The organism is Rhodococcus sp. KBS0724, from assembly GCF_005938745.2.
Classification (GTDB): domain Bacteria; phylum Actinomycetota; class Actinomycetes; order Mycobacteriales; family Mycobacteriaceae; genus Rhodococcus_F.
In genome coordinates this window covers 5,361,642-5,385,791 of the sequence record NZ_VCBX02000001.1, presented here as the reverse complement: position 1 = coordinate 5,385,791, position 24,150 = coordinate 5,361,642, and the positions used below count along the sequence as shown (strand labels likewise).

At 60.4% G+C, this 24,150-nt stretch carries 22 protein-coding genes and 1 pseudogene; 9 read left to right on the top strand and 14 right to left on the bottom strand.

What is annotated here, in order from left to right; all coding sequences use genetic code 11:
• Positions 1-4: 4 nt before the first annotated feature.
• Positions 5-1,012 carry an SRPBCC family protein gene (locus tag FFI94_RS24675; protein ID WP_138870129.1) on the bottom strand — a complete coding sequence of 336 codons (1,008 nt, stop codon included), beginning with the start codon at positions 1,010-1,012 and terminating at the stop codon, positions 5-7.
• A 5-nt stretch (positions 1,013-1,017) separates the two neighbouring features.
• Positions 1,018-1,656: a hypothetical protein gene (locus tag FFI94_RS24670; RefSeq protein ID WP_138870128.1), complete on the bottom strand. Its 639-nt coding sequence runs from the start codon at positions 1,654-1,656 to the stop codon at positions 1,018-1,020.
• Positions 1,657-2,112: 456 nt separating this feature from the next.
• On the opposite strand from FFI94_RS24670, the gene FFI94_RS24665 reads away from it, so the two are divergent.
• The 4 genes from FFI94_RS24665 (at position 2,113) to FFI94_RS24650 (ending at position 5,123) form a co-directional block, all read left to right on the top strand.
• On the top strand, positions 2,113-2,628 hold the full coding sequence (locus tag FFI94_RS24665; protein ID WP_138870127.1) for a putative immunity protein: 516 nt from the start codon (positions 2,113-2,115) through the stop codon (positions 2,626-2,628).
• Positions 2,629-2,710: 82 nt separating this feature from the next.
• On the top strand, positions 2,711-3,913 hold the full coding sequence (locus FFI94_RS24660) for a DUF6745 domain-containing protein (RefSeq protein ID WP_138870126.1): 1,203 nt from the start codon (positions 2,711-2,713) through the stop codon (positions 3,911-3,913).
• A gap of 45 nt (positions 3,914-3,958) precedes the next feature.
• Positions 3,959-4,414 carry a hypothetical protein gene (locus FFI94_RS24655; protein ID WP_138870125.1) on the top strand — a complete coding sequence of 152 codons (456 nt, stop codon included), beginning with the start codon at positions 3,959-3,961 and terminating at the stop codon, positions 4,412-4,414.
• A gap of 85 nt (positions 4,415-4,499) precedes the next feature.
• Positions 4,500-5,123: a dihydrofolate reductase family protein gene (locus FFI94_RS24650; RefSeq protein WP_138870124.1), complete on the top strand. Its 624-nt coding sequence runs from the start codon at positions 4,500-4,502 to the stop codon at positions 5,121-5,123.
• Here the strand turns inward: FFI94_RS24650 and FFI94_RS24645 are convergent.
• The 5 genes from FFI94_RS24645 to FFI94_RS24625 form a co-directional block, all read right to left on the bottom strand.
• Positions 5,107-6,528, bottom strand: coding sequence for a PQQ-binding-like beta-propeller repeat protein (locus tag FFI94_RS24645; protein ID WP_138870123.1), 1,422 nt, complete (start codon positions 6,526-6,528; stop codon positions 5,107-5,109). The genes FFI94_RS24650 and FFI94_RS24645 overlap by 17 nt on opposite strands.
• Positions 6,529-6,573: 45 nt before the next feature.
• Positions 6,574-7,182, bottom strand: coding sequence for a maleylpyruvate isomerase family mycothiol-dependent enzyme (locus FFI94_RS24640; protein ID WP_260684286.1), 609 nt, complete (start codon positions 7,180-7,182; stop codon positions 6,574-6,576).
• Positions 7,183-7,327: 145 nt separating this feature from the next.
• Positions 7,328-8,686, bottom strand: coding sequence for an HNH endonuclease signature motif containing protein (locus FFI94_RS24635; RefSeq protein WP_138870122.1), 1,359 nt, complete (start codon positions 8,684-8,686; stop codon positions 7,328-7,330).
• A 138-nt stretch (positions 8,687-8,824) separates the two neighbouring features.
• A complete protein-coding gene (locus tag FFI94_RS24630) occupies positions 8,825-9,148 on the bottom strand; it encodes a DUF1330 domain-containing protein (RefSeq protein WP_138870121.1) in 324 nt (107 codons plus the stop codon).
• 143 nt (positions 9,149-9,291) lie between these two features.
• Positions 9,292-10,137, bottom strand: a complete 846-nt coding sequence (locus FFI94_RS24625) for a helix-turn-helix domain-containing protein (protein WP_138870120.1) — start codon at positions 10,135-10,137, stop codon at positions 9,292-9,294.
• Between the two features lie 102 nt (positions 10,138-10,239).
• Between FFI94_RS24625 and FFI94_RS24620 the strand changes: the two genes are divergently transcribed.
• Positions 10,240-10,920, top strand: a complete 681-nt coding sequence (locus tag FFI94_RS24620; RefSeq protein ID WP_138870119.1) for an SDR family NAD(P)-dependent oxidoreductase — start codon at positions 10,240-10,242, stop codon at positions 10,918-10,920.
• A gap of 19 nt (positions 10,921-10,939) precedes the next feature.
• On the opposite strand, the gene FFI94_RS24615 is transcribed toward FFI94_RS24620, so the two are convergent.
• A complete protein-coding gene (locus FFI94_RS24615) occupies positions 10,940-11,857 on the bottom strand; it encodes an alpha/beta hydrolase (protein WP_138870118.1) in 918 nt (305 codons plus the stop codon).
• A gap of 222 nt (positions 11,858-12,079) precedes the next feature.
• Between FFI94_RS24615 and FFI94_RS24610 the strand changes: the two genes are divergently transcribed.
• Positions 12,080-14,140, top strand: a complete 2,061-nt coding sequence (locus tag FFI94_RS24610; RefSeq protein WP_138873388.1) for an FAD-dependent oxidoreductase — start codon at positions 12,080-12,082, stop codon at positions 14,138-14,140.
• Positions 14,141-14,375: 235 nt separating this feature from the next.
• Here the strand turns inward: FFI94_RS24610 and FFI94_RS24605 are convergent, their stop codons facing one another.
• Entirely contained in the window at positions 14,376-15,995 is a 1,620-nt protein-coding gene (locus FFI94_RS24605) for an ABC transporter substrate-binding protein (RefSeq protein WP_138870117.1), read from the bottom strand.
• Positions 15,996-16,823: 828 nt separating this feature from the next.
• Between FFI94_RS24605 and FFI94_RS24600 the strand changes: the two genes are divergently transcribed.
• On the top strand, positions 16,824-17,417 hold the full coding sequence (locus tag FFI94_RS24600; RefSeq protein WP_260684283.1) for a TetR/AcrR family transcriptional regulator: 594 nt from the start codon (positions 16,824-16,826) through the stop codon (positions 17,415-17,417).
• Between the two features lie 134 nt (positions 17,418-17,551).
• On the opposite strand, the gene FFI94_RS24595 is transcribed toward FFI94_RS24600, so the two are convergent.
• From FFI94_RS24595 to FFI94_RS24590, 3 genes are all read right to left on the bottom strand, one after another.
• Positions 17,552-18,214 (bottom strand): DUF6226 family protein, encoded by a 663-nt coding sequence (locus tag FFI94_RS24595; RefSeq protein WP_260684519.1) that lies wholly within the window; start codon positions 18,212-18,214, stop codon positions 17,552-17,554.
• 15 nt (positions 18,215-18,229) lie between these two features.
• On the bottom strand, positions 18,230-18,403 hold the full coding sequence (locus FFI94_RS34365; RefSeq protein ID WP_260684282.1) for a hypothetical protein: 174 nt from the start codon (positions 18,401-18,403) through the stop codon (positions 18,230-18,232).
• Positions 18,404-18,495: 92 nt separating this feature from the next.
• Positions 18,496-18,981: a nuclear transport factor 2 family protein gene (locus FFI94_RS24590; protein WP_138870116.1), complete on the bottom strand. Its 486-nt coding sequence runs from the start codon at positions 18,979-18,981 to the stop codon at positions 18,496-18,498.
• A 575-nt stretch (positions 18,982-19,556) separates the two neighbouring features.
• Here FFI94_RS24590 and FFI94_RS24585 point away from each other — a divergent pair.
• Complete coding sequence (locus tag FFI94_RS24585) at positions 19,557-21,512, top strand: AarF/ABC1/UbiB kinase family protein (RefSeq protein WP_138870115.1); 1,956 nt, start codon at positions 19,557-19,559, stop codon at positions 21,510-21,512.
• An 83-nt stretch (positions 21,513-21,595) separates the two neighbouring features.
• Here FFI94_RS24585 and FFI94_RS24580 read toward each other — a convergent pair whose 3' ends face one another.
• Together FFI94_RS24580 and FFI94_RS34360 are read right to left on the bottom strand one after the other, a co-directional pair.
• The gene (locus tag FFI94_RS24580; RefSeq protein ID WP_138870114.1) at positions 21,596-21,844 is read right to left on the bottom strand and encodes a hypothetical protein; all 249 of its coding nucleotides are present in this window, start codon (positions 21,842-21,844) and stop codon (positions 21,596-21,598) included.
• A gap of 54 nt (positions 21,845-21,898) precedes the next feature.
• Positions 21,899-22,335: pseudogene (locus FFI94_RS34360) on the bottom strand (hypothetical protein); the annotation flags it as partial.
• Positions 22,336-22,592: 257 nt separating this feature from the next.
• Here FFI94_RS34360 and FFI94_RS24570 point away from each other — a divergent pair.
• Positions 22,593-24,017, top strand: coding sequence for an MFS transporter (locus tag FFI94_RS24570; protein ID WP_138870113.1), 1,425 nt, complete (start codon positions 22,593-22,595; stop codon positions 24,015-24,017).
• Positions 24,018-24,150: the final 133 nt, after the last annotated feature.

The following is a 24,150-nucleotide window of genomic DNA, read 5'->3' as shown; positions in this document are numbered from 1 at the left end:
CCTCTCAGGTCGACGCTCTTGCCCGCCGCTTGCGTTGTGGCTTAGCTTCTGCGGCCGGTTCTTCCTGTTCCGGTTCTTCTTCGTCTTCTTCTAACTCGTCTTCTTCCGGCTCATCGCCCTCGAGTTCGTCGCCCTCGAGTTCGGTGTCCTCTGCTTCCTCGTCGTGCTCTGTCTCTTCGGCGTCTTCCATTTCTTCCGGCGGGGTGATCTCGTCGTCGTGAATCTCGCCGCGCCAGCCTTCGATTTCGTCGGGGTGCAGTACCGATTGGGTCATCACGTGACGCCGGAAGTGTTTGAGTTCGAGCCGAATTCGTCGGCCTTGGGCGCGCCAGATATTGCCGGTCTTCTCGAAGAGGCCCTGGGGGTGGTACACGATGACCAGTAGGACTCTCGTGAGGTCGGGGGTGACTTCGTGAAAGGTCACTGCTCCGTCGAGGTAGCCTTTGTCTCCCTTGGACCGCCAGACGATGCGTTCGTCGGGAACCTGCTCCACGATTGTCGATTCCCACGAACGATGCGACCAGAAGACCTGAGCTTTCCACCGCAGCTTTTCGTCCGAGACTTGCTCTACCTGTTCGAGTTTCTTCATGAATTGAGGAAAGTCCGCGAACTGTGTCCATTGATCGTAGACAAGATCAACGGGGGCACCGATGTCGATCTGTTCGACGATGTTGATGATCTTGTCGGATTTGCCTTTGCCTTTGCCCTTTCCTCCGGTCAGAGCATTCTTCAGGTCTTGCCCCTTCTCCTTCAGTTTGCCGGTGACGCTCGATGCTCCGGCCTTGAGCGCAGCTTTTGCCGGCGAATCACCTTCCGCCAGCCCGCCCATTGCGGTGGCGGTTCCCGTGCCGACATTGTCGAGATGTCCCACGGTCGACGTGACGGTGTCTGTCAGCGTCTTCACTCCCTTCTCGGTCACGGCGCCGACAAGATGCTTGAGCGACGCTTTGAGTTGGTCGGCGCCGTCCTTCGATCCTGTTTTCTCCGTCTTTGTTTTCTCAGTTGTGGACATGTGGCTCACCTCTTGGTGCGACGGACTGGCGCGTCGTCCGATTCAGCGCTTCGGGTACGGGCCCGGACTTTGGGTTCGGAGGTTTTGCGAGTTCGCGATGTTGTTCCCCGTGACGAAGTGGATCGGGTTCGTGTCGATGTGCTGCTACGCCTTCGCGGTTCGGGCTTCCTCTCTGACTTGCTGTCTTCGTCGCCCTCGTCCTCGTCCTCGGTGTCCGTATCCTCACGGTCATGCTGCGACTGCGTCGTGCGCTCGTCAGAGTCGCTCTCGTCTTCCTTGGACTTCGGCAGGATGGAACTCGTCAGGTCATCGGCTACATCTCCGACCTCTTCACCGACGTTCTCGACCTGACCGCCCACACCCTCGATACGGTTGCTCAGGGAATCGATGCGGTTGCTGGCCGCGGCAATTGCAGCCCGTTTGGCGGCATCCACCAGTTCACCGCGCACGCTGTCGGTGAGCTTTCCGATCTCTTCCGAGTCGCCGAGACGCTTGATGCCTTCACGTACGAGGTCGCGGGAATTGCTGGGTAACCGACCCGTGGCACCTGCTCCCGCAAGCATCAGTGCGACCTTCATTTTGCGTGTTCTGCCGAGAAAGTATCCGATCGCTACACCGAGGGCGACTCTCGTGCCACCTTTCATGATCGACTCCTCTGTGAGTTGGGAGACGCACGTCCGCTGCCTGGTCGGCACGAATCGGCAATCATGCCCATTGGGGAGGATTGCCGTCTCACCTCCCGGTAAACACAAAATTGCGGAAATGTCGCGAGCAAAGTGCCGTGTGAATCCGTGGTTCTGCGCGGAACGGTATCTGCTGGGTCGACACTGCTTGTTGCGCAAACAAATCCGACCGAATCGACGGTGTTACGAGGGCCTTGTGGCGATACAGAATCGGCATCACGAGATCACTGTCGGTGAAGGTATTCCGGACGGTTGTTTCAGTGTCGCCGCTGCACGCAGTGAAGTTTCCAGCAGGTAAGTTTGATGAACTACTCTTACTGGTGATTCTGGATGCCTACACCCCAATTGTGAAGGGCGGCAGTGCTGAACTTGTGGCTGGATGTAAGCAGAAGCGAGCAAGCTAAGGAGTGCCGAGCGATGATCCTCCCCAAGGTTCGGGATCCACGTTTCGTGACGATCCGTCGTGGAGGGACACTCACAGATTCGGATCACCATCTCCTCGCGCTCTGGGCGGCAGCGTGTGCGGAGCACGTCCTTGACCTCTTCGAGTCGGAGCGGCCGCAAGATCCGCGGCCGCGTGAGGCGATCGAGAATGCCCGAGCGTGGGTGCGGGGCGAGGTCACGATGATGCAATCTCGCGCTGCGGGCGGTCACGCGATGGGGGCTGCTCGGGATCTGCGTGGACCTGCGCGACATGCCGCCTACGCTGCCGGCCAGGCCGGAGCCGTCCCGCACGTCGCCGCGCATGAACTCGGCGCTGCCGCCTACGCGATCAAGGCCGCCCGCGCTGCTGCGACGGAAGGTGGGGGTGTGGCTGCGGGGCGGCTCGAGTGCCAGTGGCAGCGCGAACAGCTCCCGGCGGCGATTCGCGAGCTGGTACTCGACGACCAGCGGCTGCGGAACGACATCTGCTGGTCGGTGTTCGACGGCTGATGCGTCGGCCTTGCGTTCCGCGCTTACTCGTGTCACTCTCGATAACTATGACTACAGGAAAGGCCGACACCGCCACCATCGCGTGAGCGCCGCGCCGATTTATTCGCCGTCTCGACACCGAGCATCATTCATCGAGAACGTCGAAGCTGTGCAGAATGTGTGGCTGGAACACGGACTCTGCACACGCCCCTCCGATCGAGACACTGCAGAATGGGCTGTCGCGCAACTGTATCGGCGATCAGGATTTCCGGAACCGGAGTTCGTCTGGGTTCCCTCGCCGCCGGCTGGATCGGACCTCATCGTTGCAGAGGGCTTGTCGATGTCGATGTCGTTGGACAGCAACCGACTTCGCGGCGCTTCCGCCTGCTTTGCGAGTATGTTTTCGGATTCGCGCAGGCGGATGGACGCGTACATCGCGCGTAGAAGATCAGACTGGCCGAACGAACGCTGGTGGATCGACGCCGCACGCGTTCAATCACTCGAGGAATCGGTGGGTCTCGGAATCAGCCCAGATCGAATCGTCAGAGCGGCTGTCTGGGACTCGTTGCACACCACACTGTTCGACGGGGTTGCAGCTGCGATACGGACGTTGTCCACTCCTGTCGCCGGAAGTGTGACATGGTACGGACAGCAGGAAGCGCATCGAATCGCCTACTACGACTTGTACCGTCGATGTGATCTTGTTTCTTTCCATGCCGACGATGACCAACTACTCGACATTCACGCCGCGCTGGCAGGTGCAACTGGATGGTGGTGGGCGTTCGACACCATGTGCATCATGTCGGAACGGCCCACCGCCCTGCGTAGCGAGCCCATCCCCGGCAGAATGCACAGCGAACGTCGATTACACGATTCAGATTCTCCAGCAGTTGAATTCGGTGACGGACAAGCTGTCTATGTCCAGCACGGGACAATTGTCCCGAGCTGGGTAGTCCTCGATCCGACGGTCGAACGCATTGCAGGCGAACGTAATGTCGAGGTCCGCCGCTGCGCGATCGAACGGATCGGGTGGGACACGTACATCGATACGGCGGGGCTCGAACTGGTTGACAAAGCTGATGATCCAGGCAATGCCGGTCACATGCTGCAGCTCTATGCATCACCGGACGGCTGGGGGCGTGATGGCCGAATCTTGCTTGCAGTCAACGGTTCTCTCGAACGTGACGGTAGGCGCCGTCGTTACGGGATCTACGTCCCCGGATGGTTCTCGTCAGCCCTCGATGCCGCAGGCTGGACCTACGGTATCAACGGTGCCGATTACGCCCGTCTCGTTCGTCGAACCTGAACATCAAACCCTGGACATTGCATTCTGAATTACGAGGTGGATCATATGAATTCGACCATGACGTTGTCCGCGCTCACTGCCCTCACCGGGCTCGATGTCTTCGACTATCTCGACAAAGAAGTGTCCATACCCGTCGTCGACGGCTTACAAGCCCAAGGTGATCTCATCGTGCTCCCGTATTCGCTTGTCGCCAATATCGTTACGACCGCAGCGTGGACCAGGTCGGTGAACGTGCCACTCTCTGGCGTGGAGTTGCTGCGTAGTGCGGCGGGCGGGAATCCACACAGCCTTGTCGCCGATGAAGGTGTGTGTACGTGGTCGTCGCCGGTGAGAGACTCCCGTGGTCTTGCGCTGGGCATCCTCGACACCCGCGTGACCGCTTATCTCATTCACCCAGAGCACGGAGCTACCGGTATCGCGCCAGGTCGCTATGTCATCGGGCGGCAGCGAGAGCGGGGCGTCGGACGAGTGAACAATGGGCCGCAACTCGTCGCAGATTGACGCCTCGGACCTCGTCCGAGCAAGCTGAGTCAGTGACATCTGGGGACGTTCTGAACACTCGATGGCGGAGAAGGGAACTGCAGCCATGAAACTGACGACAATCACAAATATCTCCCTCGACGGCGTTATGCAGGGGCTCGGCGGGGCAGATGAGGATCGCAGGGGCGGATTCGAGCGTGGCGGATGGGCGTTGCCGTTGTTCGGTACCGATAAGGAGGGCGCGACGTTCGTCGAGGAGGTCTACCAACGGGCAGACGCTTTCCTGTTCGGCCGACTGACCTACGAGATCTTCGCGAGATACTGGGGAGTGATGGAAGATTCGGGTAACCCCATCGCAACGGCGTTGAACACGCGACCGAAGTACGTGGCGTCGACCACGCTCGCCGAACCGAGCTGGGCGAACACAACCATCCTCTCCGGCGACGTCGCGGCGGCCATCCGAGAGCTGAAAGCCAAGCCTGGGGGTGAGTTGCAGGTACACGGCAGCGGCAACCTGGTTCGCTGGCTGTTCGACAACCAGCTCGTCGACGAGATCACCCTGTTGATCTATCCCATAGTCATCGGCCAGGGCACGCGGCTATTTCCCGACTCAGGTCCCGATATCGCACTGGACCTGGTCGATTCGCGAGTCACTCCGAGGGGCGTGACAATTCAGGTCTACCGGCCGACCGGACGGCCGCAGTATGCCACCGCTAACGCCACACCGTGAAGTGATTTCGCCAGGAGAACGTCATATTGTCTCCGGCGCTCGAGATGACGACCTCCCGCGGATCGACTTCTGCTGGAAGCGGAATCGACCACATCATTTTTCCATCGCGGGATCGGATCGAGTGTATGCCCGTGTAGTCACTGAAGACGAAATGTTCGCCGTCCGTTACCCCGTTCCGTACCCAATACGCGTCTTGCCAGGGGGTCTGCCAGAGTTGACGTCCGGACTCGGTGTCGAGAGCGGAGATAGTTCGGGTCTCGGGTGAGGCAACCAGGGTTGCTCTGCCGACGATCGCGACGATAGCGCTAGTCGTGCCTGCCATTTGAGAATTGTTCAATTGCGAACTGCGCCAGAGCTCGTCACCGGAAGAGGGGTCGTATGCACCATCGCCGAGAAACATCGGCATCGATGTCGAAGGCTTGCTCGGGAATCGCGATGCCCCCGAGGAAGGGATGGGAATCGCGCGGATCGTAGATCCATCGGAATCCAGCAGGTTCTGTGTGCCGACGTACCCTGATCGCCCGCCGACACTGGTCAGGAACAGGCCGTCCCCGACGGGGGCTAGCGAATCGCCCTCGAACCGGAATCGTTCTGCGCCGGAACTTAGATCGTAGATCGTGTATCGATACTGGGGATCGCCGCTTCCCCGTTCCATTGCGATTGCGGTGTCGGTGGACGGGAATGCATACAGTGAACCGAACTCTTGGCTTGGTTCGATTGCCCGACGGAAGTTGGCAGTCAGGTCAGTTGTGTTGCCGCTTGACAAGATCCGCGTTCGGAGGGCGCCTTCTACTGTTTCTCCTGACGTGTAAACCGTGTCCCCGCTGATAGTGGCACCAGTGACGTCGAAGTCGGTCCCGAGGTCGGACAACAGTGTGCCGGTGGAGGTGTCGACAAAGATCACCCGTCGATTACCCCAGCATGCGATGATCGTTGACTCGTTCTGCTGACTGCATTGACTGAGAGCGCCTCCGATTCGTGTCTCCCACAGGGGAGTCCCGCTGTCGGGATCCACGCCGATCAGTGAAACGTCACCGACGCCTTGGCTCGAGGAAGATTCGGAGGTCTTGGGCAGTGGATATGCACTTGCCGCCACCAGTATATTTCCGACCTCGTACACGTTGCCATAGCCGTAGTAGGAATCAAGCGAGTGCGGCATTGACAGCAGCACGTCGCCGGAATTGTCTGTGAGTGATTGGGCGTCCAGTTCCCATGCTTGCTGAGGCGGATGAGAGAGATCTATGTCGACCACGTTCTGCTTTGCGGTCGATCCGCTGTTATTGCTCGGAGGCATGTCCGACCTTGGTGAGCCCGAAAGTGTCGAGACGATGATCATCGCAGTAGCGACGATCAATGCGACTCCGAGGCAGACCAACTTCCAGTGTTCTTTCAACCGTAGCTGCATCGAATGACCGTAGCTGATATAACGAACCGGTCGGTTCGTTAGGGCTCAATGAATCATGCGAGTGCGGAGCATGTCGACGCCGTCGCCTTCCAGATCATCGAGCACCGATGGCCTCCCGACCATGGCGAGAGCTAACGCCTCCGCGCGCCCGTGGACTTCGGGTCCGGTGCCGTGTTCCCAGGGGAGATCGGATGCGGTGAATCGGAGTCCTTTGGTGAATCGGCGAGGCTGCGCAAATGGATCGGGCCGATCGAGCACGAGTCGTAAACGATCTGGATCGATCGTTCGACCTAGCCCGAGCGGCCGCCTGATGTCCTGTTGATGCACAACGTGGTCAGACAGGGTGAGGCGTGGGGCATATCTCGCGAACCAACTCGTGGTCGCCGAATCTGCGAGACGATCGACCAGGATGTCGGTCGGCACATTGTTCTGCGTGGTGACGTAATGCTCGTTGACACGACTAGCGGATCGATGATGCAGTGCTGCAAGGAAATAACGGGGCATGGTGACGGAGTCCATCGACACGTGTATCGCCACGTCGCGCACCGACCAGTTTCCGCAGAGCGACGGGGTCGACCATTGGTCGGGGCTCAAAGTCTCGAGTAGGGAGACTAACTCTCGCCGTTCGGCGAGGATGTGAGCTTTTACGTCCATTCCGGCACGGTAGCGTGACCTCGCGGATTACGGCGCCGAATAGTGCGGAAACTGGGCTGTGTTGCGCGGGCATGTGTGTGGGCTTCGCATCGTTTGGCTGGTGATGCGAAGCTGTACGCGGTATGTAGTTCCGGCAGGGCCGGTTTCAGTCTCGGTGGACGGGGCCTTGCCGGGTGGTGGAGCGTCGGCGTCGTTGTTTCGGGTCGATCGCCGACGGTGGGATGAACCATGGTTTGTGATCGGAACCCATTTTGATTTCCCAGATTCCGCGGAACCCCGATGTGCTGTGAATCAGCGTGTGGTGGCTGCGGCAGAGCAACGTGAGGTTGTCCATGACCGTCAAACCGCCCGTTGACCAGGGTTTTATATGGTGCGCGTCGCACCACGCCGGTACGGCATCACAGTTGGGGAAGGCGCAGCCCTTGTCCCGGGCAATCAACGCGATACGTTGTTCGGCCGTGACGAGACGTTTGAGTGGAGTCGCATCCAGGGGTGCACCCTTGCCGTCCATCAGGACGGTGGAGAGCATGCAGTCGCACGCGAGCATCCGGGTTTTGCTCACACTGAGCGGCCCCATCCAGGGCATGTAGCCGACGTCGAGATCTTCGACTCCCGGCTCACTGTCGCCGAATTCTTCTTCGTCGTTTGCTGCGGTATCGCTGCGCATGGTGGCACATTCGCGATGCTCGGCAAGGTCTTTCGCGGTGATGTGCACATTCACATGCGGACGCTGACCACCGTCAATCCCGGTGACAGCATTGTCGAGATAGCGGCGGATGAGTTCGGTGAAAGCGTCGGCGGTGCGTTTCGCTGCCGACCGCGCATCTGGCGTCCCGTCGGCAGCGGGTTTCGGCATCGACAGACCGGACAGCGCCGATAACAGCATCTCGCCGGTCAACGCATCGAAATCGCCCTTGATGACGACCCGACCATTCAATGTCGGCGCGATGCGTAGCGCATTCAGGTCGTTATCCTCGCCGGGCGGATGCTCGTCGGATTCGAAAATCCGCTCCAGAACAGCGATCGCATACCGCACCTTGACAGTCGTAGCCTCTACTCCGGATGCGGCGGCGAGAAGGGTCTTCAGGCTTGGCATTAACGCGATGTCCGGCATCCCTTTCGGTGGGGATTCACAGAAAGCGGCGATCAACGCCGCATGATCGAGCGAGAGGTCACCGGCTTCGAATTGCGCAGCAATATCCGGGAACACCCGCAGTGCAGCACCGAGAGCAGCGATCTTGTTGCCGGCCGAGTTCTGCAGCATCGTATTCGCTGCCAACCACCGACCCACACCGCGGTAGCAGAGCACTTGTTCATCCGGATTCAGGGCCAATTCGTCGATCGCGGCCACTCGAATCGCTTCCAGCCGAAGAATTTCCGCCGACACCGACACGGCAACATCACGAATCTCGGCCGGACGTAACCGCCACAACCTGGCGCGCACACCCACAGCCGAACCGGCTACAACATCCCCCACCGCAATTGAATCGCTAACAATGGTCATCAAGGCCTCCCCACCCGTGACCTAATTATACTCGAACATCTATTCGATTCAAGAGGCATTTCGGACACATTTGATACGCACTGTGCGCGGTCGGGATTCTCTCGGGTGAGTTTGTGGGAGAATAGGTTTGAGGCACGGTCAGTTGAGAATGTCGGTTGCCCGGTGTTGTCGGTCGACGCCTTCGAAAATGGCCACGGTGCCGAGCGAGTTGTTGATTCGAAGCGGGACAATAGCTTGGTAGGCGTCGGAGTTGTACCAATGTCGGGCAGCGTCGGACGTGGGGAATCGGAGGATGATGAGATCGCCCGTCCATTGTCCTTCGCGGACGTCTGGCGAGCCTCCATGAATGATGAAATGGCCATCGAACGGTGCGAGGGTGCTGTCGATGCGCTGAAGGTATTCGGTGATGTCGTCTCCCATGACTACGTCGTTGAGGATGCCGACTGCGTAACTTTCACTCATGTCTGGTTTCCTGCCCTTCCTGACGGTGCGCGTAGTTGCTGTTAACAGGTTGTCTTCCAGCGACGTTGAGCATTTTCTGTCTGGGATCGAGTCTGGCGGGAGCGGCAGCGCTGTGTCGATTACGTCGGCGGTAATGCGCTGCACTACGTTGACCGGTGCGACAGATCCTGCAGGCCGGCGACGCGAAGCAGATCGAGCTTGTCTGCGTCGGCGGATCCGGGCGCGACTGTGTAGACGACGATCCGCAGATCGCCGCTACCGGGCGCGCTGAGAACATCGCAATCGACCGTGATGTCACCAACGGTGCGGGTGTGCACGGTCTTTCGGCTGGAGCGGTGCAGCGCCACGTGTGCCTGCGCCCAGCGCGCTGCGAACTCGTCGGATTCGGCGAGCAGTCGGTCCACGAGTTCTCGTAGCGGTGCGTCGTCGGGGTAGCGCCCCACAGCGGATCTCAGGTCCGCCACTAGATCCGCTCTGAATTCGTCTTCTCCGACAGCGGTATGGGTGACAGTCGTGATTTCTTCGGAGAACACCAGCCAGACAAGGTTGCGCTGAATCCCGGACCGAAGTGAGGGATCGCCGAGCAGTGCTGCCCACAGGGGATTCCACAGCAGAATGTCATGCGCCGCACTGAACACGCCGACGGGAATGTCGCCGAGACGGTCCACGATCCGCTGAACGCTCGGACCCACATGTCGCGGCAATGAGGCAGGTGTCGGAATGGCGACCCCGGCGACTCGGTACAGGTGGTCGCGCTCTTCGTCGGTTAGGCGCAATGCCCGGGCAAGCGCACCGAGCAGTTGCGCCGAGGGGTTGGTCGCCCGGCCTTGTTCGAGTCGCACGATGTAATCGACGCTGACTCCGGCGAGCATCGCGAGCTCTTCCCGTCGAAGCCCTCTGGCCCGTCGACCAGTACCTGGTGGCAGACCGACGTGCTCAGGTTGCACACGGTCACGCCATGCGCGCAGCACACTTGCGAACTCGTCCATGCCCCCATCCTGCTAGCTGTGGGTTCGCAGTGGGTAGTACTGCTGGTCCCACCGTCAATCGGTGCCTGGTGCACGCACCGGAGTTGGGCGAGTGTTGTGGACATGACCACAACACTTATTTCAGGAGCCAACCGCAGCCTCGGGCTGGAGACCGCGCGCCGGCTCATCGACGCCGGGCATACCGTCTACGCCGGGATGCGAGATCTCGCGTCAGCTTCCGAGGTGCAGAGCCTCGGCGCTCACCCCGTCCAACTCGACGTCACGGATCAGCACAGCATTGACGTTGCGCTCGCACAATTGCCCGCGCTCGACGTCCTCGTGAACAATGCCGGCGTACTCGGCGGGTCTTTCGGCGTCGACGACCTGAACGCCGCGGCCATGCAGGAAGTTTTCGATACGAATGTCTTTGGCATCGTGCGTCTTACACAGACCGCGCTTCCGCTGCTTCGGCGCTCGCCGAACCCGGTGATCGTCAATGTTGCCTCCGGCGTGGGATTTGCGCGAGCACTGAGCACGCCTGGCTCCGATGAGCACTTTGTGCAAGCCGTTCCGTACGCGAGCTCGAAAGCGGCGGTGATCGCGTTGACCGTGCAGTACGCGAAGAACCTGCCGGAGTTCCGGATCAACGCCAGCGATCCCGGCTACACGAGCACCGACTTCAACAGGCACACTGGACATCAAACCATCGTCGAAGGAACCGATGCGACGGTGATGTTGGCCCAACTTGGTCACGATGGACCTACCGGAAAGTTCTTCGACCGTGCCGGCAGTATCGAGTACTGAACTATCGCCGATGTGTGGCCTACGGTTGGGCGAGTCTCTCGCGTAGCCAGACATCGACGCCATCACGTGCTGTTCTTGCAATTGCCGTGGGGTGACCCGTGAACCCGTGCGGAGACTCGGGATAGATCCGGAACTCGCCGTTATTTCCGGCGGCGACAAGCCGACCTGCCAACGCGAGGTTGTCTTCCAGCAGTACGTCTGCGGTTCCGATGACAATCAGCGCCGGGGGGAGGCCACGGAGGTCGCCGTATATAGGGGAGATGTCCGGGGCAGTGCGGTCTTCTATGTGGCCTGCGTAGGCCTGGATGAAGTACTCGTCTGCTATCTGGCGTCCCGCCGGGGTTTGCGCGCTCAGGTCATAGGTGCCGAACTGTAGTGCAGCACAGGTGAATCTGTCGACGGCTCCCTTGTCTCTGAGTCGGAGCAGGGTTGCCAGAGCGAGTGTCGCTCCCGCTGAGCTGCCGCCGATCGCCAGGCGGGATGTTCCGAAGCGGGAATCGGCATGTTCGACGAGCCAGAGCGCCACTGCTTCACAATCATCGGGAGCGGCCGGCCAGGGGTTTTCGGGTGCCAGTCGGTAGTCGACGCTGACGACGGCGATGCCGAGCGTGTCTGCCAGCTCCCGGTTGCGTGCGTCTCCTCGGGCTGCGGAGCTCATGTAGAAGCCGCCCCCGTGGATGTCCAGATAGATTCCCCGCGCTGGGCCGGCCGTGGGAGTGAAGATCCTCACGGGGACAGCTATTCCCGCGGTCTCGACGATTTCTTCGATCGCCGGTGGATCGGTGGGGGCCGGCGCAGACGTACTCGCCCGAACCTTCGTCAACTCTTCGTATGTGCTGGGACCGCGGCCGGCCACCCGCGACGCGTAGAAGGCTCGAGCTTCATCAATCTTTGCCGCAGGAATATCGACCAGTAGATCGTTCAGTGCGAACCGCACGCGTCCTCCTCGTATCCAGGGTGCCTGCTGAACATACGCCTGCGAGTGGGCTGAAAAGGGCCATCGCAGTCGGGCTATTGCGGACTGTTTCGAGGGGCACGCCCGGTGAATATCTCGTTCTTCGGGAACTTTGCAATGTGGCGTTGCGATGAGATTTAGCGTCTACTCGTGATCCGCAACCAGACCTTCCCTCACCTGCTCGCTTCGGGGAATATCGGCCCTATGGCCGTCCCTAATCGCGTGGTTATGCCCGCTATGGATATGAACCTCTGTGAAGACGGTGAGATCGAGAAGGGCGACATCGACCACTTCGTGGCGCGTGCGGCCGGCGGAACAGGGCTGATCATCACCGGTGCTTGCGCTGTCGCCTATCCGGTCGGATCCGCAAGCACCAAGGAACCGGGCTTGTCCGAGGATCGGTTCATTCCCGGTCTCACAGCGCTTGCCGACGCCGTCCACACAGCAGGTAGCAAGCTGTGTGTTCAGATGACGCACCACGGCAGGATCGCGCGGATCGACACGGTCCAGGACCGCCCGATGTTGGTCCCGTCGACGCCTTCTGTTCCCCGTGACAGGTCTGCTCTGGCCGACAACACTCCCGAAGAGCTGAAGAAGATGGGAGCTGTTACCGCAGGAAAGCCGGATACCTATCACGAGGCCACCCAGGATGACATCGACTGGCTGGTGCGCACTTTCGTCGAGGCTGCCGGGCGAGTGAAGGCTGCGGGCGCCGACGCCGTTGAAATTCACTGCGCGCACGGCTACGTCCTCGGTGGTTTCTTGAGTCGGGCCGACAACAAGCGCACCGACGGGTACGGCGGTTCCATGGAGAATCGGGCGCGGTTGGCGGTCGAGGTGATTCGAGCAGTCAAGGCGGAGGTCGGGGACACGTTAGCGGTCTTGGTCCGCGTCGCAGGACGTGAGTTCGGTGAAGAAGACGGCCTGACCACCGAGGAAGCTGTCGCGGCGTCGAAGATGTTCGAGGTTGCCGGCGCCGATGCGATCCACGTCACGGGCTGGGCCCGCAATTCCTTCTCGAATTTCACCGATGGCCCGCTGCCGGACAAGGTCGGCGCGTACATCGAACTGGCCGGCGCAGTGAAGTCGGCCGTGTCCATCCCAGTCATCACCGTCGGCCGGGTACTGCCCGAAGTTGGCGACAAGGCAATTGCCGAAGGCAAAGCCGATTTCGCGGCGATGGGACGCCAACTGCTCGCTGATCCTCAATTGGTGAACAAGCTCAAAGCCGGGACACCGGAGCGCGTCCGTCCCTGCATCAATTGTTATGTGTGTGTTCAGGAAAACTTCTGGGACGGCACTCCGCTGTGTGCGGTGAACCCCGCCTTGGGTAACGAAACAATGCTTCCGCTCGTGCGCACCGCTACACCGAAGCACGTTGTTGTTGTCGGCGCGGGTCCCGGCGGACTCGAGGTTGCTCGCGTGGCGTCCGAGCGCGGACACCGAGTTACAGTGCTGGACAAGTCCGATCGTCTCGGCGGCACACTCTGGTTCTCCAGCCTTACGACGCCGGACAACGGGCGTCTGCTGAAGTGGCTGAAGGTAGAGGTCGAGCGTTTGGGTGTTGACATCCGGTTGAACACGGAGGCCACCGTCGCTTCGATCAAGGCCCTGGATGCGGACGTAGTTGTGGTGGCCACGGGCGCAGTTCGTGATCGGCCCAGCGTTCCCGGTGGTGATCTGCCGCACGTGCACACCGGTGACACGTTGCGCGCCTTGATGACCGGTGCCGGTGACACTTCGCAGGTACCGCCTTTCCTTCGGGTCATGGCCAAGCTGGGCAAGCTCTCCGGCATCACCAAGAGCCCCGCCGCAATCCGAACTGTGACTCGCAAGTTCCTGCCGATGGGCAAGAACGTCGTGGTCATCGGTGGTTCTCTTGTCGGACTGGAACTTTCGGAATTCCTGGCCGAGCGTGGCCGCAACGTGACGCTGGTCGAGGAAGGTCAGCAACTCGGTGTGCCGATGGCGATGCCGCGTCGCTGGACTGCTGTTCGGCACGCAAACGAGATGGGTGTGACCATTCATCGCAACGCAACGGTCCAGCGAATTACCAAGGAGCACGTCGAGTTCCGCGTCGGCGACAAGACGCTGACCGCTCCGGCGGACATCGTTGTCGTGGCTTCCGGTGTCTCGGCACAGGCGCCGCTCGCCGACGCGCTGGTAGGCGTGGTCTCCAACGTGCAGGTAGTAGGCGATGCAGTCGAGGTCGATTACATCGAGGGTGCAATTCATACTGCGTGGAAAGTCGCAACAACTCTGTGAGCGGCGTTGGACTGTTGCTAGTGGGACTGCGCGCATTGCCCACCCACTGACTAACCGCCAGGTAGGGGCCTTACGAGCTGCGCACCGTTAGGGTGCGCAGCTCGCAGGCGTGGCTTCGTCGTCCTACCTGGTCGAGTAGACCGAGTGTGCCGCAATGTCCGGACAGGGATTGGGGTTATGGCGACCTGATCGATGAACGATCAGGTCGCCAGCAGCCTCCTGCGCTAGATCGAGTCTAGTTCTTCCAGGCTTCGTCGAAGAGCACCATGCCGTCGATGTTCAGCTTGACGCCGTGAACGTTCTCGTTCCACACGTCGATCTGTGGCACGTTGCCCCAAACCTGCCACGGCACGGTCTCGTTGGCGCGCTCCTGGATCTTGGCGAGGACGGCTTTCTTGTCCGCGTCGGTGGTGGCGACACCGAGTTGGTCGATCAGGGTGTCCATCTGAGCATCCGAGAAGCCGATGGTGTTGTTGGGGCTGGTGGACTTGAGGCTCGAGTAGAGACGCTCGAACGGATCGGCCTCGGGCACCGAGACCGCTGCGGAGCTCATGTCGTAGTTGTGGTCGACGTACATGCGCTTGATCAGATCGGCTGCGCCGGTGACGTACTCGATCTGCGCGTCGAACCCGACTGCGTTGAGCATGGCCTGCACACCCAGAGCCGTTGCCTGCGCGGTAGGTTCCTGCATCGCGAGATAGGTGATTTTACCGTCGTAACCGTCAGCCTTGGCCGCATCGAGCAGTTCCTTCGCCTTGGCCGCGTCGAGACCGATCGGTGCGACGTCGTTGTGCCAACGCGAAGTGTCCTGGAAAATCACCTGGCCGGGCAGACCCTGGCCGTTGTTGACGCGGGTGTTGAGCGTTTCCGGGTCGATGGCCAGAGCCATTGCCTGACGGACACGCAGGTCGGAGCCGGGGCGACCCTCGGCCATGTTGACGTTCGCGATGTAACCGAGCGACGGGATGTCGAGGAAGCCGGGGTTACCGTTGTTGATCAGATCCAGGATCGGGGCGAGCGTCCGGATGTACGTTGCGTCGATGCCGCCGGTCTTGAGCGCGTCAGCGGTTGCCTGTGCACCGACGATGCTGATCAGCTTGAGCTTGTCGACGTTGGGTGCGCCGCCGTAGTAGTCGGGGCGGGCTGCGAGTAACAGTTCTTCGTTGGGAGAGAACTTCTCGAGAGTGAAGGCGCCGGCGCCGATGGGGGTGAACGTCTCACCCTGCTGTGCGGTCGGGGAGACGATCATGCCCGGCCCGGCCGCGAGCATCGACTGAATGCCGGTCCACGGACTGCTCAGGTTGAAGACAACCGTCGTCGCGTCCGGGGTGTCCATCGAGGCAACCTTGGCGGCCCAGACAGCCGACGACGGTCCCCTGTTGGTGACGTAGCGGGTGAGACTAGCAGCGACGGCCTTGGAATCGAATGGTGTTCCGTCGCTGAAAGTGACGCCGTCACGCAGCTTCAACGTCCACGATTTGGTATCCGAACTCGGTTCGAGCGACTCCGCCAACTGCGGCACGAACTTCTGCTGGACTCCGTCGTAGCGCACCAGCACGTCATAGATCGCGCCGAGCTCGCTGCCACCGGCAGAACCGGCAGCCTGGCTCTTGGCCGGATCAAGTGTCGTCACAGCGGAGTAACCGCTGAACGTCAATGTTCCGCCCTTGGTGGGGGTGCCGGGATCGGTTTGCTCGTTGACCATGCCGATCTTCAGTGCGGAACCCGACTCGGCGGATTCACCGCCACTACTACTCGACCCGCTGTCGGCGCACGACGCCAAGAACATGCTTGCGGTGATCGCCAGGGTGACCGCGGCCAACCTGCGATTCCCGCGGCGGGAACTACGAATCATGTGAACGCCTCCAAATTGAATATGCGTGAAATCTCCAGCGAAGATTCCTCAGCATGGGATGTGCCTCGTGTTGAATGTCAGGTTGTCGTACTCGTCGGAAGTGGCGGATATCCTGCCATCCGAATTTTGTTCTGTCTGAAAGGTATTCGTGGCCGCTGGGTCGACGTCCGGCACGCCACTCGGCGCGGATGGGGGAGTTGAATTCCGAGGAACGTACCGTCCAGAGACGCGACGGTGACAACCTTCTAGTGCTCGTTTCGGCGAGCTTGCGACGGCCCGGGCGACGATAGTTGTCTTCGGTAAAGGGACCGACTATGCGACCCGTGGACTGATTCTCGGCTCGTCCGAAATCGGAAACGACCGAGTAGCAAGTAAATGATGTCCACTTGTGGATGAAGTCCCGAGGACATTTCTGACTCTTGCAGTCGCGTTCGGTGCGGCTTCAAGAATGCGTGATTTCGTGATTTCGACGTCAGTTAATGTGCATCGGACTCATCCAATTTTTGTTGACCGGTCGAAAGATGTAGTTGTATAGGGCGATTCGCTCGCTCTGTCTTTGATGGATCAACTCAGAACTGAACCTCCGAAATATGATGGGGACGTGAAACGTGTCGTGCCACGTCCTGACGAATCGGCAGAGCTAGGGGCGGTCCGTGGACACTCGGGTGAGGTCCAGGTTTCAGACGTACTGCTTTCGCTCGCCGAGCCGGATGTGTCTCGGGGTCGCCGACCATCACCTCAGCGCGGCCCGACAGCAAGTACGAAGTGAGTTGGGCCACTTTTCAGTGCCCGTTGATTTGACAATAGACAAGCGTCTACTGTCAAGGGGTGGCCGAGTCGAAGTCAGTGGGAAAAGCGTGGGGTAGAGACGAAGTACGGCATGCGGTATTGCGGGCGGCCCGAACCAAGTTTGCCGCCAAGGGGATGTCGGTAACGCTTCGGGAGCTGGCTCAAGACGCCGGGGTTAACCTCGGGCTCATTCACAAACATCTAGGAAACAAAGACGACATCGTGCGTGCAGTCCTGGTGCGCAACAGTCAGCAGTCTGCGAACGTCGTCGAGAGTGTGGAATCACTTGCAGACGCTGTGCGTCGTCTATTTCTCGTAGGTGTTGCAGATCCCGACTATGTACGAATAGTGACGTGGCTGATTTTGGAGGGTCGAACTGATCTACTTCCTGCAGACGAAGCCGACGGCGGCGCCATCCTCGCTCGGATCGATCAGTCGTCCGACTCGGCAGATGTACGCATCATGCTCGGGCTCGCTGCTATTGCCGGCTGGTCCCTGTTCGGAAGTGAAATCCTGAACAACGCAGACGATGCGGGCTCCGACCGTGTAAATGTCGAATTGAGGATGGCTGATCTGCTGGCCGCGATAGTTGAACTGCCGGAGTTCGCGCCTGGAAAGGTGAAGAGTCCGTAGCGTCGTGGCTCGATTCGCCCGATCCACGCGATGTTTCGTGGTCATCGGCGATTCGTGCACGCGCGAGTTTTGCATACAGTCACCCTGACCTGGATGTGGGCCGGAACCCCGAACTTGGGTCGGGTCCTCCTTTTCTATCCGTCTGTGGAGCGGTAGATTTGCGATGCGCCTTCAACTTTGGGCTTGCCCAACAGTCGACGGTAGGCCCCGCGAGCAGCGGTTCCGAATACCGTTCGTGGCAACGGTGGTTCGGGGTGCGGTGTCGTGATTGGGGTCGTGAGGGGCCGCGGCGTCCAACTCGTGGGCCATGGCGTCGCCGTGAACGAGGTAGGTTCGTCGAGGTACTGGACCGTGCCGCCTTGTCCACCGAACGATGTGCGAATTGACGAGTAATCGGCGGCAACTTCGACCTGGAGAGAGCCGTCGACAACAGAGAGCACCCATCTATCCATTTCCTCGAGCGGCGCGGCGGATCCACGGTCACATCCGTCGCAGGCACAGTCGGGAATCGATGCCAAGCACACCGCCGGGTTGCCCGCAGCGATCGAGATGTTGAACGGATGGTTCCTGTCCACCGGAGTGTGAGTCGTCAATACCAGCGGAACCGCAACGCCAGTCACCGGTTCGAGGACGGTGTCGGCTCCGCCGGATTCGGAGGGGCGAAGCGCCCACCGCACGGGTGAAGCTTCTCGCGCCCAGCCTCGGTCGAGGAGAACTTTTGTCCAGGCCTGCGCCCTGGCGACAACGATCAGGTACTTCTCCGGGTTAGTGGAACGCTCGTAGGCCGCTTCGTTCAGATCGGAGCCATCCTTTTACGGGTTCGGCCACTCAGGAGTGTGTGCTCCGGTGACAGCGAATGCCGTGTCGACGTCGACGAGCAGTTCGCAGATATCTTGCGAGAGTATCGAAGTGCTCTCATCCCAGCCGGTGTCGTGCAAGCGGCGAACGTCGTCGTTGCAGCGCTCCCACCATGACCCTGCTGCCATACCAGCGACCTTACCCGGCGTCGGGCCGCTCATCTGTCCTGCGGCACCGTCGTCACTTGCCGAATGACAAGAGTGACAGCCGAGAATATCGATCAGTTACCGGCCCGGGCAAGCAAATCGCGCGCGGGAGAGCTTCCGTCGAGTAGCCGGGTAGTGCGCTGTTTGATTTTCCACTCACCCAGGATTTTCACGAGATCGAACCGGTTCGCAGCGACACGCCAGACACGGAACGAATCTTCGCCCTCATTGCGCCGCAGCAACTGAGAATGGCCCGTCGCAACAGCTTTGTCTCCGTCGACGACGATGTTGAGCGGGCCGAGAAGATGACCGCAACCGGTGTTGATGTAGTCCTGGTGGGGTGTGGTGCGAACCATCTCGATGATGTCGGAGCGACCGGTAAGAGTACGAATATCGATGTCGTACACGGCATCCTCGGTCCACATGGCACCGACCTTCTCTGCCTCTCCGGCGTCGACGGCAGGACCGTATGCGGTAACGAGCTTCTGGATTGCAATCTCGTCTTCGAGTATTTGCACTCGTTCAAGGAGTGAGTGCACTAGCGCGGTGATATCGGTCATCGGATCTCCTTGGTGTATTCAGGCAATCAGGTGCTTCAGCCAGTCTTGAGTGGAACATGCACGTATGTAGGCAAATTCGGCGTTGCGTTCCGCAGGGTAGCAATCGAGTACTCCGCAGGGTGGTTGGTATCGAAGAATGGGACGGGTCGGACTCGACGATCAATCCAACAAGTCTTTGTCTTCCTACGTCCCGGTGAACGGGCAAGACACTTCCCAGTTGCCGCGTTACCAGGTCGGCGGCACGAGTTGCTTGCCGACCGTTGGGCGGGCATATGTGTTGACCCGCAGGAGCGTGCGATGTTGCGGACACTCCGACGGGGCAGGTGAACTCATTGATCGATCCGACGTGGTGCAAGCGGGGGAGCGGGCTGCGTTGTCATGTGTGCCATCGGACAAGCTGTGGGGCCGACCGATTCAGTACCCAGCCCGCTGGCATTAAGGTCAGAGTTGAGCGATCAACTTTGCCCGGGCAAGGCGCAGTGCAAGTTTCGGCGCCGCTGGCGCATTAATTGAAACTGGGCGGGCTCAGGGTTTTCCTGGATGAAACGCGGGTTGTGAACCTCTAGGCTACCGCCATGGATTTGATTGTGTGGATTGTCGCGACGCCGATTCTCGCGGCAGCACTCGCGGTTGCCATGCGACGAACGCTGGGGGCGAAAGTCGGATGGCCGCGAACTCTGGTGGTCTCGGTTATAGCTCTCTCGGTGGGTGTTTCGTTGTCGAGCTACGCCGCAACACTCGCGGGAATTGCGAGCTCGGACGGGCAACTTCTGGTGAGTGAGGGACTCGCGCTCACCTTCTTCGGTGTCGCCGCGCTCTGGGTGTTCGCGGCGTGCCTGGCTGTGTTGGTCTTCCTCGAAGTTGTCATTCCTACGGGGTCTCTACCCGGTGTGCCAGAAGCACTGCGGCGCAGCCGAAAATCATGGCTCCGAACGAAGCGGTACGTCCAGATCATGGGAATCGTCGTGCGAGCGGGAGGCGGGCCAGCTTTGCGTGCCGGACCGTCCGCACCTCAGTTCGGGGACGCGCTGGTGGAAGTCATCAACCGGTGCGGTGTCACGTTCGTCAAGTTAGGGCAGATCCTCGGCACGCGAGACGACCTTGTTCAACCCGAGCTGGCCCGCGCTCTGTCGACACTCCAAAGTTCGGCGCGCCCGGCTGATCCCGAGCGCATTGCCGAAGTGCTGGCATCGGAACTCGGCGACGTCCCCGAGTCGGTGTTCGCGTGGTTCGATGCAGAGCCGTTCGCCGCAGCCTCTGTCGCACAAGTACATTCCGCGCGCACCACCGAAGGCGCCGATGTGGTGGTGAAGGTTCAACGACCCGAGGCGAGCGCACAGGTGAGCGTGGATTGCGATATCTTTCTCCGCGTTTCATCCCTCGCGGAAACCCGTTTTCCCTGGGCGCGCGATATCGGCGTTCATCGACTAGCCGGCGGGCTCGTCACGTCGCTGCTCGAAGAACTCGATTACCGTACCGAAGCCGCGAACACCGCCGCGATTGCTGCCACCATGGTGAACCGTCCGGACGTTGTCGTTCCGCACATCTACCACGACCTCAGCAGCGGACGGGTGGCCGTGATGGAACGTCTCCACGGCACACCGCTGTCCGACGGCGAGGCAGCGCTCACCGACGTCGACAAGGACACCCGCAGCAGAATTGCCAACGAGCTTCTTGCGTCACTGCTCGACGGGATCTTTGTCCACGGGGTGTTCCATGCGGACCTGCACCCGGGCAACATCATGATCCTTCACGACGGACGGATCGGGCTACTCGACTTCGGCGCAGTGGGTGTGCTGGACGGTGAGACGCGGATATTGTTCGCAGTGCTCCTGAACGCCGCCCTCGCCGGCGACCCGGTGGCAACCGTCGATGCGATGCTGATGGCATTCGATGTACCCGACGAAGTGGAACGCGGAGCGCTACGTCACCAGGTGGGCCGAGAGATCACCCTGCTCAGCGTCCAACCCAATGTTTCCATGGCATCCTTTGCGCGGATGTTCACCGTGCTTCGAGACCACCGAATAGGAGTGCCGGGAGACGTCGCCGCCGCATTCCGTTCACTCGCGTCATTGGAGCGCGGACTCCGGCTTCTGGATCCGGACATCGACCTTGTTGCCGCCGTTCGCGCCGAAGTGCCCCGGCTGTTGACCCAGGTAGCCAGCCCGACTGCAGCTGCGCAGGCGATCCTGTCGACGGTGGCGGTCACAACCGCGGTGGTCAGGCGTCTGCCTGGTCAGTTCGACCAGATCGCGACCTCACTCGCGTCGGGAAGCTTCACGCTCCGTACCCGCTCTGTCGCACACCCTGACGACAGGCGATGGCTCCGTCGATCGGCGAACAATGCCCTGGGAATGGCGGCTGGAGTTGCCGCGCTGATCGTCGCGGCGATCCTGCTGTTCGTGCCCGGCCCGCAGCTCACACCTCAGTTGTCGAGCTATGCACTGGTGAGTGCGGTTCTAGGCTTCGTAGGGATTGTTTTGTGCATGCGGACCGTGTTCCGTATTTTCACCCTCGACGGCAGGCGATGAAACCTGACGGCAGGCGATGAAACCCCGTCTTCCGAGGGAGGTTGCCTGACCTCCCCTGAGCCGGGAAATATGTTGGGACGGAGTCAGTCCGGTGCCTTGTCATCGGGATCGATGGGTGTCGTGCGTTTCCGTTCGGCCGCGTTGCCTGGCACTGCAGCTGCTTCTCGCTCGGCGGCGATACGTTCTTCGAGTCCGTCCACCAATTCCGACAGTTCACGGTCACGTTTGGTGGGCGTGGCTACCTCACCGGATGAACGTTCGTCGGCGGGATTGTGCGGCTGTGCCTCGTTATCGGGAGTATGCGTGGCCTCGTCATTAAACCGTGCGCTCAATGTCATCGCCTCCTTCTTCTCTGCCTGCGACTCTACGGCTCCAACCAGACAGGATCATCGGTGCTGGTCAGCGCGCAAGTGCAAAATTCTCAGATGGCGGGACGATGACAATTGCCGGGATGGTGTTCCGGCGGCCTGATAGGTACTGAGGATCTGCGGTTCGACGCTTGCATCGACGAGTTCGGATGCGACGGCCTCGAGAACTCTGTCGAGATCGTTGTAGTCGCCAGGAGTCATCGCTTTGCCGTTCCAATAAATGCATCCCCGGGCGGGGCGGTGAGCCCACAGTCGTTGAGGGCCTGGAACATTGATGCCCTGATGCTGTGCGCACAGTCATCGTTGCCGACAACTGACACCACTGCTGTCTTGCCGAATATGGTCGGGCGCCTCTGACCATCGGTTTCCGAGAGTTCAGCGTCGAGACGTTCAAGGGCCCGCTTGGCGGCGCTGGACGTCTGCCCCAGTCAGGTCGGGGTGGAAATCAACAGGATGCCGGGCCAATTCGGTAGGCCTCCACCCTGTGCTTGTGACAGGTCAGTGCTAGCGCGGTCAAAGACGTCTTGTGTTCGTGTGCCCATCAGAGCAGTTGCCGAAATTGGCACTTCTCTGGAGATGGCTGCCTCCGCGCTGCAGCCTTATACACCTGCGAGTCAGTCTCACTGATCGGAATGAAAAAGTTGTATCAAGAGTCACATTGTTACCGTTTTACTGCGAATTCGACCCACGAGGAGCATGAATGCGGACAACGGTGAGCCCAACTAGACCGCTGGCAGGCTATGCCGAACGTCGATACGAACGGTCCCGACCAGTCTGGCTCATATTGGCCGTGTTGATCACGGTCGAGGTGATCAGCGCATTTGAGACGTCGATGATGTACGCGGCGCTTCCGACTTTCGCCGAGATCTTCGATGCCGACGCCTCAGCTGTTGGATGGTCCGTCACGGCATTCCTGCTCGTCGCGGCGTCTTCCGCTGCAGTGTGCGGCAGGCTCGGGGATATGTACGGGCGCGAACGCGTTCTTATGTTCGTACTGGCATTCGCCACCGTTGGCTCGGTGGTGAGCATGGCGTTCGGCACGCTCGAGGGCATCATTATCGGCCGAGCTATCCAAGGCGTCGCAGGCGCGATTCTCCCGCTGTGCATAGGTTTGGCCCGCGAACATCTGCCCGCGGAGAAGGTTGCGATGGCTGTCGCACTGATCGCCGGATCCGCCATTGCAGCCGGTGCCGGGTCGCTGGTCGTCGCGGGTGTGATCATCGATCTGGGCGATTGGCGGTACATCTTTGTTGTCACTGCCGTCTACGCCGTTGTCTGCATCATCCTGGTCGAAGCGGTACTGCCGTGGCGCCGTCGGACCTACCACCGACAACCTGTCGATTTCGCGGGAGCAGCGGGACTTGCCGTGGCAGTCGCTTCCATCTTGTTGGGGCTGACACAAGGAAAATCGTGGGGTTGGGACGATACCCGGGTGCTCGGACTTCTTGTCGTCGGCACCGTGATCTTTGCCTGGTGGGTGCGGTGGGAGTTGAACTGCGCATCCCCGATTGTCAACTTGCGCTTGCTTGCTGAACGCAACATCGCTTTGACGATGCTCAGCACAATCGCTCTCGGCCTAGGCCCGATCGGTGTGGTCACCATGCTCATTCCGATCATCATGCAATCGCCGAAAACGTCACCGTTCGGGCTCGGACTTTCACCCACCACCGCAGGACTCTTGTCGTTCATCGGCGCGATGGTAGGCATGCTGTTCACACCGGTCGCAGGAAAATTGGCAGCATCGGTGGGTGCGCGCACTGCGTTGCTGATCGGAACCGCATTGTTCCTCGGCGCCTGTTCCGGTTTTTTCGTGTTCCACGGTTCAGTGGTGGGAATGACAATGCTGATCGTCGTCGTCTCCGTAGCAACGGCTTTCGCGTACACGGCGTTGTCGAACCTTCTCGTGGAATTCGTTCCCGAGCAGAGCACCAGCGAGACTGTTGGCAGTCAGTCGGTTGTGCGAACTGCGGCGATGGCAGTCGGAACGTCGATCACGACAGTTCTGCTCGCATCGCTGGTGGTTCCGGGAACGTCGACACCAACAGTTGCCGCGCTCGGTGCTGTCTGCGCGATGCTCGTGGCCATGTGCGTCGTCACGATCGTTCTTGCTCTCGGCATCAGGTACGAAAAGCGCTGACACGCCGCCACGACTCGTTGGTGACGGCCGCAACATCCCAACTGCGGGCGGGGGCTATTTTGAGCCAATCCGCATTGGAAATCCCGCTGACTGGGCATCCGGACCATCCTGTGCCGCACCTGCCCTAGCGTTC

Coding starts and splice junctions, on each gene's coding strand:
- FFI94_RS24670 (WP_138870128.1), bottom strand. CDS start 1,656: ATGAAAGGTGGCACGAGAGTCGCCCTCGGTGTAGCGATCGGATACTTT.
- FFI94_RS24655 (WP_138870125.1), top strand. CDS start 3,959: ATGAATTCGACCATGACGTTGTCCGCGCTCACTGCCCTCACCGGGCTC.
- FFI94_RS24645 (WP_138870123.1), bottom strand. CDS start 6,528: ATGCAGCTACGGTTGAAAGAACACTGGAAGTTGGTCTGCCTCGGAGTC.
- FFI94_RS24640 (WP_260684286.1), bottom strand. CDS start 7,182: ATGGACGTAAAAGCTCACATCCTCGCCGAACGGCGAGAGTTAGTCTCC.
- FFI94_RS24665 (WP_138870127.1), top strand. CDS start 2,113: ATGATCCTCCCCAAGGTTCGGGATCCACGTTTCGTGACGATCCGTCGT.
- FFI94_RS34365 (WP_260684282.1), bottom strand. CDS start 18,403: ATGGCAGCAGGGTCATGGTGGGAGCGCTGCAACGACGACGTTCGCCGC.
- FFI94_RS24605 (WP_138870117.1), bottom strand. CDS start 15,995: ATGATTCGTAGTTCCCGCCGCGGGAATCGCAGGTTGGCCGCGGTCACC.
- FFI94_RS24650 (WP_138870124.1), top strand. CDS start 4,500: ATGAAACTGACGACAATCACAAATATCTCCCTCGACGGCGTTATGCAG.
- FFI94_RS24675 (WP_138870129.1), bottom strand. CDS start 1,012: ATGTCCACAACTGAGAAAACAAAGACGGAGAAAACAGGATCGAAGGAC.
- FFI94_RS24610 (WP_138873388.1), top strand. CDS start 12,080: ATGGCCGTCCCTAATCGCGTGGTTATGCCCGCTATGGATATGAACCTC.
- FFI94_RS24625 (WP_138870120.1), bottom strand. CDS start 10,137: ATGGACGAGTTCGCAAGTGTGCTGCGCGCATGGCGTGACCGTGTGCAA.
- FFI94_RS24630 (WP_138870121.1), bottom strand. CDS start 9,148: ATGAGTGAAAGTTACGCAGTCGGCATCCTCAACGACGTAGTCATGGGA.
- FFI94_RS24620 (WP_138870119.1), top strand. CDS start 10,240: ATGACCACAACACTTATTTCAGGAGCCAACCGCAGCCTCGGGCTGGAG.
- FFI94_RS24635 (WP_138870122.1), bottom strand. CDS start 8,686: ATGACCATTGTTAGCGATTCAATTGCGGTGGGGGATGTTGTAGCCGGT.
- FFI94_RS24585 (WP_138870115.1), top strand. CDS start 19,557: ATGGATTTGATTGTGTGGATTGTCGCGACGCCGATTCTCGCGGCAGCA.
- FFI94_RS24590 (WP_138870116.1), bottom strand. CDS start 18,981: ATGACCGATATCACCGCGCTAGTGCACTCACTCCTTGAACGAGTGCAA.